Below are 4999 nucleotides of genomic sequence, written 5' to 3' on the forward strand. Positions count from 1 at the left end.
CCCCCGGTCCATCCGGACCGGGGGCGCCCCTTCGTCATGCCCGGGGGCCGGGCCGGCCCCCGGGCATGGCCGGTGCCGCACCCGGACCCGGACCCGGGAAGGGTTCCCCCCCGTCCACCCTCGTCAGTCCCCGTCCACCCCCGTCCGCCCTCTCCGTCCACCCCGGTCCGCTCCGGCCCGTCCTTGAGGTTTCCGCAGGTGAAAAACGGGTTGCGGAGCGGCTGTTGAGCGCTTTTCGACCGATTTGTTATTGGGGATCTGTTTAACCGGGCTGTACCTACGATGACGTAACCTACGGGGCCGTAGGTCAAAACCTACGGCCCCGTAGGTCCGTCGTCCCCAGGAGTCCCCCTTGACCATCGCCCCCGCCCGCCATAACGGAGAGCGCGGCCAGGCCGCCTGGAGTGACGCCCAGCTGCTCTACGCACTCGAAGAGGTCGTCGAGAAGGAGCTCAACCGGCACCTGAAGGTCGCCAAGGAGTGGATGCCCCACGAGTACGTGCCGTGGAGCGACGGGCGGAACTTCGACGGGGTGATGGGCGGCGAGCCCTGGGCCCCCGAGCAGTCCAAGGTCACCGACATCGGCCGGGTCGCGCTGGTGGTCAACCTCCTCACCGAGGACAACCTCCCCAGCTACCACCACGAGATCGCCACCCTCTTCGGCCGGGACGGCGCCTGGGGCACCTGGGTGCACCGCTGGACCGCGGAGGAGGGCCGGCACGGCATCGTGATGCGCGACTACCTGCTCACCAGCCGCGCGGTCGACCCGGTCGAGCTGGAGCGGTTCCGCATGGCCCACATGTCCGAGGGCTTCGAGTCCGACAACGGGCACAGCATGCTGCACTCGGTGGCGTACGTGGCCTTCCAGGAGCTGGCCACCCGCATCTCGCACCGCAACACGGGCCACCACTCCGGCGACCCGGTGTGCGACCGGATGCTGGCGCGGATCGCCACCGACGAGAACCTCCACATGGTCTTCTATCGGAACCTGCTCGGCGCCGCCTTCGAGCTGGCCCCCGACCAGACCATGTGCGCGGTGCGGGACGTGGTCGTCAACTTCCGGATGCCCGGACACGGTATGCCCGGCTTCGAGCGGGCCGCCGCCCGGATGGCGATCGGCGGGATCTACAACCTGCGCATCCACCACGACGACGTGCTCCAGCCCGTGCTGCGCTTCCTGAAGGTGTTGGAGATCGGCGGGTTGGGCCCGGCCGGGCTGGCGGCGCAGGAGGAGCTGGGGCTGTTCTTGGGCGGCCTGGACGGGCAGGCCCGGAAGTTCGACGAGCGGCAGGCGGCGATCCTGGCCCGCCGGACGGCCCGGCGGTAGGCGGCCCGGCGGTAGGCGGCCCGGTCGGGCCGGGCGGCCCGACCCGTCGGGTGACGGGCCGCCGGGTGATGGGGCGGAGCCTCGCGCGCTGTTTCCTTGTACTCGCAACGATTGCGGAGAGTAATTCGTTCCTCGCGTGCCGTGATGGTGGGGGGTGGCTGGCGGGGCGGGGTGTGTTCCCGTGAGGCGGGGCTTGTTTCGGTGGGGCGGGGTTCGTTCCGGTGGGGCGGGCCCCGTCGGAGACGGTTTCTTTCAGTTTTAGTGAAAGGAACTGGTGGAAGTATTCGATAGACCTGATGCTTTGTCGGCTGCCACGGTGGATCCGCACCCACCACCGAGGGAGAGGAAGACGTGGCAGTCCTGGAGCGGGTCCGAATCCACCGCACACCGTCCGCGCAGGCCGTGGGCCTGGCGTTGGCCCTGACGGCGACCGTCGTCTGGTCCGGCAACTTCGTCGTCGCCCGTGCCCTGCACGACACCGTCCCGCCCGTCCAGACAGCCTTCTGGCGCTGGATCGTCGCGCTGCTCGCGGTCGCCCCCGTGGCCCTGCCGCAGGTCCGCCGCCAGTGGCCGGTGATCCGCCGGCACCTCGGATTCCTGGCGCTGGCCGCCCTGTTGGGCGTCACCCTCTTCAACACCCTGATCTACACGGCCGCTCGCAGCACCTCGGCCACCAACATGGCCATGATCGCCGCCGCTTCGCCGATGATGATCGCCCTCTTCGACCTCGCCGGAGGACGGCGCGGCGGCGGCCGGGAGAAGCTCGGCGTGCGCCGGGCGGCCGGTATGGCGATCGCGCTGCTCGGCGTCGTCACCCTGGTCGGCAGGGGTTCGCCGGCCGCGATCGTGCACCTCGACTTCGCCACCGGTGATCTGTGGATGCTCGCCGCGACCACCGCCTTCGCCGGGTACAGCGCGCTGCTGCGCCGCCGCCCCTCGGAGATCGGCGGGCTCTCCTTCCTGTTCACGACCTTCGCGCTGGGTGCCGCGATGCTGCTGCCCGCCTACGCGATCAGCCTGGCCACCGAGGGCGGCTTCGCGCTCACCGCCGGCACCGCCGGGCCGCTGCTCTACGTCGGCGTGTTCTCCTCGGCCGTCGCCTACTTCACCTGGAACAAGGCCGTCGCCCTGGTCGGCGCCGCCCGCGCCGGGGTCGTGTACTACCTCCAGCCGGTCTGCGTGGCGCTGCTCTCGTCGGCCGTCCTGGGCGAGGGCATCGGGGCGGTGCAGGTGCTGTGCATGGCGCTGATCGTCGCCGGGGTGGCGCTGGGGGCGGTGGGCGGCAGCCGGCGGTGACCGGTGCGGCCGCAGCGGGTGCGTACGCTGCCCGCATGGCCGACTGGGACATCAAGAAGCTGCGCATCCTGCGCACACTCCAAGAGCTGGGCACGGTCACCGCGACCGCCGAGGCGCTGCACATGACGCCCTCGGCGGTCTCGCAGCAGCTGACCGGGCTGGCCAGGTCGCTCGGGGTGACGCTTCTGGAGGCCCACGGCCGGCGGGTCCGGCTCACCGGCGCCGCGCAGCTGGTGCTGCGGCACGCCGAGGAGGTCTTCGCCCAGCTGGAGCGGGCCGACGCGGAGTTGCTCGGCTACCTCCAGGGCGAGGCCGGGCAGGTGCGGGTCGGCGCCTTCTCCACCGCCATCCCGGCGCTGGTGGTACCCGCCGTGCAGGAGCTGCGCGGCACCCATCCGGGCCTGGCGGTGGCCGTACGGGAGGCGGAGGCGGAGGCCGCGTACGAGCTGCTGGCGGAGGGCAGTGTGGATCTCGCGCTGTCGCTGGCGGCACACGCGCCCACCCCCCGCGACCCCAAGTTCACCCGGGTCTCGCTGCTCGCCGACCCGCTGGACGTCGCGCTGCCGGTCGGCCATCCGCTGGCCGGCGCACCGGGGTTGCGGCTGGCCGACCTGGCGGGCGAGCCCTGGATCTTCGGCAGCAGCGGTCCCTGGTCCCAGATCACCACCACCGCCTGCGAGAACGCCGGGTTCGTGCCGGAGCAGGCGCACGCCGCCGCCGACTGGAGCGCGATCTGGGCGATGGTCGCGGCCGGGATGGGTGTCGCGCTGGTGCCTCGGATGGCGCGGGCGGGCGGGATCCGGGGGCTGGGGCGCGGCTCCGGGGTGGCGCTGCGGGTGCTGCACGCCGACCAGCCGCGTCGCCATGTGGTGGCCGCCGCCCGGCGTGGTGCCGAGGGCGCGCCGGGGCCGGCCCGGGTGCTGGCCGCGCTGCGCCGGGCCGCCGCCGCGCAGACGGCCCGGGGGAGTGCCGACACCGCCGAACCCCCCGGAACCGTTCAGTCCAGCTGAACACAACCATCGAAAACTTTCGATGGACCTGTCGGGTGCCCCGCTGCGACGGTGGACCGGTCCCCAGCACCGCCCGCCGCGCACGAAGGGAACCGCATGACCGCCACCCCGGTCGCCGACTCCACCGACCCGCACGCCAACGACGCCGACCCCTACGGAGGCGGCGACCCCTTCGCCGACTACCGCGGCGGGGACTTCGCCTTCACCGCGTTCGTCGACCTCGCCGACCGCCGCTTCGGCGCCGGGGTCGTGGCGGCGAACGACGAGTTCTTCGCCGAGCGCGAGAACCTGCTGAAGCCCGGCCCGGCGGTCTTCGACCCCGAGCACTTCGGCCACAAGGGCAAGATCATGGATGGCTGGGAGACCCGGCGCCGGCGCGGCGCCGACGGCGCGAACCCCTTCCCGACCGACGACGAGCACGACTGGGCGCTGATCCGCCTCGCCGCCCCCGGCGTGATCCGCGGCGTCATCGTCGACACCGCCCACTTCCGCGGCAACTACCCCCAGCAGGTCACCGTCGAGGCGACGTCGCTGCCCGGCAGCCCCGGCCCAGAGGACCTGCTGGCCGACGGGGTCAAGTGGGAGGAGATCGTCCCGCGCACGCCGGTACGCGGCCATGCCGCCAACGGCTTCGAGGTCACCGCCGAGCGCCGCTTCACCCACCTCCGCCTCAAGCAGCACCCCGACGGCGGGATAGCCCGCCTCCGGGTCCACGGCGAGGTCGTCCCCGACCCGGCGTGGCTGGACGTCCTCGGCTCGCTCGACCTGGCCTCCGTGATGCACGGCGGTGTGGTCGAGGACGCCTCGGACCGCTTCTACTCCTCGCCCACCCAGATCATCCAGCCCGACCTGTCCCGCAAGATGGACGACGGCTGGGAGAACCGCCGCCGCCGCGTGCGGGGCACCAACGACTGGGTGCGCTTCCGCCTCGCCGCGCAGGGCGAGATCCGCGCCGTCGAGATCGACACCGCGTATCTGAAGGGCAATTCGGCCGGCTGGGCCGCCCTCTCCGGCTGCGACGGCGACCCCGACGACGCGTCCGCGTGGTTCGAGATCCTGCCGCGGACCAGGCTCCAGCCCGACACCCCGCACCGCTTCGTGCTGCCCCGCCGGGTCACCGCCACCCACGTCCGGCTGGACGTCTTCCCCGACGGCGGCCTGGCCCGGATGCGCGTCCACGGCGACCTCACCGAGGCCGGCCGCGCCGGGCTGATCCGCCGCTTCGACGAGCTCAACGGCTGACCGCCGCGTGCCGCCCGTGCCCCGGGGGAGGGGGACGGGGCACGGCGGACCCAGGACCCGCCCGGCGGACGGCAGCGCCGGTCCGCGCCGCCGCCGGGCGTCACCAGCCCTGACCCGGAAGCGC

At 72.9% G+C, this 4999-nt stretch carries 4 protein-coding genes; all 4 read left to right on the forward strand.

Going from position 1 to position 4999, the window contains the following annotated elements; all coding sequences use genetic code 11:
• The first annotated feature begins 352 nt into the window (after positions 1-352).
• The 4 genes from ACO1BR_RS13050 (at position 353) to alc (ending at position 4875) form a co-directional block, all read left to right on the forward strand.
• Positions 353-1327, forward strand: coding sequence for an acyl-ACP desaturase (locus ACO1BR_RS13050; protein ID WP_426795224.1), 975 nt, complete (start codon positions 353-355; stop codon positions 1325-1327).
• Between the two features lie 351 nt (positions 1328-1678).
• Complete coding sequence (locus ACO1BR_RS13055; RefSeq protein WP_426795225.1) at positions 1679-2623, forward strand: DMT family transporter; 945 nt, start codon at positions 1679-1681, stop codon at positions 2621-2623.
• A 35-nt stretch (positions 2624-2658) separates the two neighbouring features.
• Positions 2659-3633 (forward strand): LysR family transcriptional regulator, encoded by a 975-nt coding sequence (locus ACO1BR_RS13060; protein WP_426795226.1) that lies wholly within the window; start codon positions 2659-2661, stop codon positions 3631-3633.
• 96 nt (positions 3634-3729) lie between these two features.
• The gene (gene alc / locus ACO1BR_RS13065; protein ID WP_426795227.1) at positions 3730-4875 is read left to right on the forward strand and encodes an allantoicase; all 1146 of its coding nucleotides are present in this window, start codon (positions 3730-3732) and stop codon (positions 4873-4875) included.
• Positions 4876-4999 lie beyond the last annotated feature (124 nt).

Origin of the sequence: Streptomyces sp. YGL11-2 (assembly GCF_050054615.1) — a bacterium.
GTDB lineage: Bacteria > Actinomycetota > Actinomycetes > Streptomycetales > Streptomycetaceae > Streptomyces.